The sequence below is a fragment of the Methylomagnum sp. genome, assembly GCF_054333355.1.
Window position 1 is genome coordinate 1 of sequence record NZ_JBTEKS010000470.1, and the last position, 3,146, is coordinate 3,146.

Genomic DNA, 3,146 nt, shown 5'->3' on the forward strand with positions numbered 1-3,146 from the left:
CACCCCCCGGATCGCCTCCAAGGCGACTTTGGCCTTGAACTCACCGCTGAATACCTGGCGTTTCTTCTCGCTCACTCCGGACTCCACGTTCTCGCCCGTCACCATCTTAAATGACTGTCCGGAAAACGGGGTCCACTATACTTTTTTATTGACGGGAACGCCGGGAGGGATAAACCCGCCCCGGCGTCAGGGTTGAATGGTTCTGTCCGATTTAGCCGAAAATCTTGGCGTTCATCCGCTCCACCACGAAAGCCGTGTGGGCTTCCGACAGGTGGGAATACCGCTTCACCATTTGCAAGGTCTTGTGCCCCAAGGTTTCGGCGATTTCCGCCAAGCTAGCGCCATTCATGGCGAGATAAGACGCGGCGCTATGGCGTAGGTCGTGAAAGCGGAAGTCGTGAATCTCGGCCTTTTCCAGCGCCTTTTCCCATGGTTGTCGCAAGTCGATGGGTTCGGACGGGTCCGCCTTGCCGGGAAACAGCAGGTCGGTATCCAAGCGGCGCACCTTGGCGAGTTCCTTCACGCAATCCAGGGCGTGCCCCACCAAGGGCACCACGCGGCGCTCGCCGTTCTTGGTCAAGTGCAGCACGATCCGCCCGCCCGGCACGTCCACCACGCCCCAGGCACGATGCTCGGGCGGGTGCTTCGGGTCTCGCCAGTACAGCCCCATGATTTCCCCGGCCCGCATCCCGGTGGACAGGGCCAGCACCACGGCGGGATAAAGCAGCGGGTTCGAGGATTCCCGGCACGCAGAAAGCAAGCGGGCGCGTTCCTCGTCGGACAGGAAGCGAACCCGGCCACGGGGCAGGCTCGGCTTTTTCACCTTGCCCACGGGCGAAATTTCCAGCCAGCCCCATTCGCCCACGGCTACCGAAAAAGCATGGCTCAACACAGCGAGATATTTAGCGGCGGTGGCGTTGGCGCGGCCTTCATTCATGAGCCGGTCCCGGCACTCACCCAGCAAGGCGGGCGTAATATCGGCCAGGGCATAGGCACCAATGGCGTCTTTCCACCACTGCAAATGGTGTTTTCGGTCCCCGGCGGCTTTGGGGTTCTTCGCCAGCACATCCAGCGTATAGCGGTCGATCAATTCCGCTAGGGTGTGCTTCTTGGCTTCGGTGGTTTTGAAATGCCGCCCCTCCCGGATGGCGCTTTCCGTCGCGGAAGCCCATTTCTTGGCGTCGGTCAGTCGGTCGAAGGTGGCGGTTTGTGCGGGATAGCCTTTCAGCCGGACCTTCACCCGGTAGGCCGTCTTCCCGTCTTGCGTGGTGCGTTTTTCGATGTTTGCCATGTCGTGCCCCTTATGGCTGGTGCGGGTTCAAGCTCGGGGCATAGGCACGGGCGGTCGGTTCGGTACAATGTGGACGGCCCCCACCTTGTGCCCCAAGGTGTGCGGGTCAGGGTCGGACGTGGTAACGACACGTTCGGCCCACCCTCAACAAAAGGCTACAACAAAGCACCAAAAACCGCAACATAGAATACGTAATGCGGTAGTCTTGGTTTATTTATTAATTTAAATCATTGACTTAAGATTAATGTCGCCACAAAAAGGGCGATTAAGGGGCAATTGCTCGAAATGATGGGGCAGCGAAGGGGCGCTTGAGGTGTTCGCGCACTCTCGAAATAGGAATTCTGGAACTGAATTCAGTGAGCAAGAAACCGGGGTGGTTTTGCTGTCATGTGTTGCGGTCGAGTGCCCCACCAGTGCCCCACAGGCAATAAAAAAGCCCTTAAGCTTTCGCTTAAGGGCTTGATTTGATTGGAGCCGGTGATAGGATTCGAACCCACGACCCGCGCATTACAAATGCGCCGCTCTACCGACTGAGCTACACCGGCCAGGTAAATCTGGGGATTTGAACGAAGGGATGGTCCCTTGCGCTTAAATCCCGAATCGGGCCGCGATTGTATTCAAAAAATGTCGGCTTCTCAATCATTTGATTGGACTCACAAGCGCCCCGGAGCGGGCCAAGCGGAATCATGCGCGCTCCATATCTGGCTAATCCACCGCCTGATTGGTCTACCATATCCAGCCTTATAGGCTCTCCAACGGAGCCGCCCACCGGGGGAATCTTAAAAAACACACCTCCACAACCTCAACTCGGTGCCACCGTGAATAAAAAGCCGCTCTTCGCCCTGCTCCTGTTTGCCCTCGCCTTTCTCACTGCCTGCCAAACGCCGGGCCTGAGTCCCGGCGACCCCGCCACCGCCGCCCGGATCGACCGGGAAGTGGACATCGCCCTGCGCAATCTCTACGACGGCACGCCCGCCGTCCGCACTCTGGCGCGGGAAGCCAAGGCCATCCTGGTATTTCCCAGCGTCGTTAAGCTGGGCTTCATCGGCGGAGCGGAATATGGCACGGGTGCCATGCGCCGGGGCGACCGGACGGTGGGTTATTACAACCTCATCGCCGGTTCCTATGGCCTTCAAGCGGGCGTGCAGTCCTACGACTACGCCATGTTCTTCATGACCCAAAGCGCCATCGACTATCTGAACAACACTGGCGGCTTTGAAATTGGCGTCGGACCCAGCGTCGTCCTGGTGGACGCCGGGGTCGCCAAGAACTTGACGACCACCACCGCCAAGAACGATGTGTACGCCTTCGTATTCGAGCAGAAAGGCTTGATGGCGGGCCTGGGTTTGCAAGGCTCGAAGATTACCCGGATTACCCCTTGAATTTGGTCGGGCAGGCACGTACCCGTGCCCACCGAAACAACGAATAACTGACCCTCCATGAAAATCACCATCATCCCCGTCACCGCCTTCCAACAAAACTGTTCCCTGCTGTGCTGCGAGAAAACCGGCGAAGCCGCCGTGGTCGATCCGGGCGGCGACATCGAGCAGATTCTGGAAGAAGTCGAAGCCGCTGGCGTCCGGCTGGTGAAAATCTTGCTGACCCACGCCCACATGGACCATGTCGGCGGCACGGCGGAACTGGCGAAACGCTTAGGGCTGCCCATTGAAGGCCCGCACCGGGAAGACCAGTTCTGGATCGACGATCTCCCCAAGCAATGCGCCATGTTCGGTTTGCCGCTGGCCGATGGGTTCACGCCCGACCGCTGGCTGGAGCAAGGCGACACCGTGAGCTTCGGTGCGGAGACGCTTGAAGTGTTGCATTGCCCCGGTCATACGCCGGGCCATGTGGCGTT

General features: G+C 59.1%; 3 protein-coding genes and 1 tRNA gene. 2 read left to right on the forward strand and 2 right to left on the reverse strand.

The window, feature by feature from the left end; all coding sequences use genetic code 11:
* Positions 1 to 211: 211 nt before the first annotated feature.
* Both ACXWUF_RS21195 and ACXWUF_RS21200 read right to left on the reverse strand, forming a co-directional pair.
* On the reverse strand, positions 212 to 1,291 hold the full coding sequence (locus ACXWUF_RS21195; RefSeq protein ID WP_458496538.1) for a tyrosine-type recombinase/integrase: 1,080 nt from the start codon (positions 1,289 to 1,291) through the stop codon (positions 212 to 214).
* Positions 1,292 to 1,760: 469 nt separating this feature from the next.
* Positions 1,761 to 1,836, reverse strand: a tRNA-Thr gene (locus tag ACXWUF_RS21200).
* A gap of 273 nt (positions 1,837 to 2,109) precedes the next feature.
* Between ACXWUF_RS21200 and ACXWUF_RS21205 the strand changes: the two genes are divergently transcribed.
* A complete protein-coding gene (locus tag ACXWUF_RS21205; RefSeq protein ID WP_458496539.1) occupies positions 2,110 to 2,673 on the forward strand; it encodes a lipid-binding SYLF domain-containing protein in 564 nt (187 codons plus the stop codon).
* A gap of 57 nt (positions 2,674 to 2,730) precedes the next feature.
* On the forward strand, positions 2,731 to 3,146 hold a 416-nt coding region (locus ACXWUF_RS21210), incomplete at its 3' end, for an MBL fold metallo-hydrolase (RefSeq protein ID WP_458496540.1).

Coding starts and splice junctions, on each gene's coding strand:
- ACXWUF_RS21195 (WP_458496538.1), bottom strand. CDS start 1,291: ATGGCAAACATCGAAAAACGCACCACGCAAGACGGGAAGACGGCCTAC.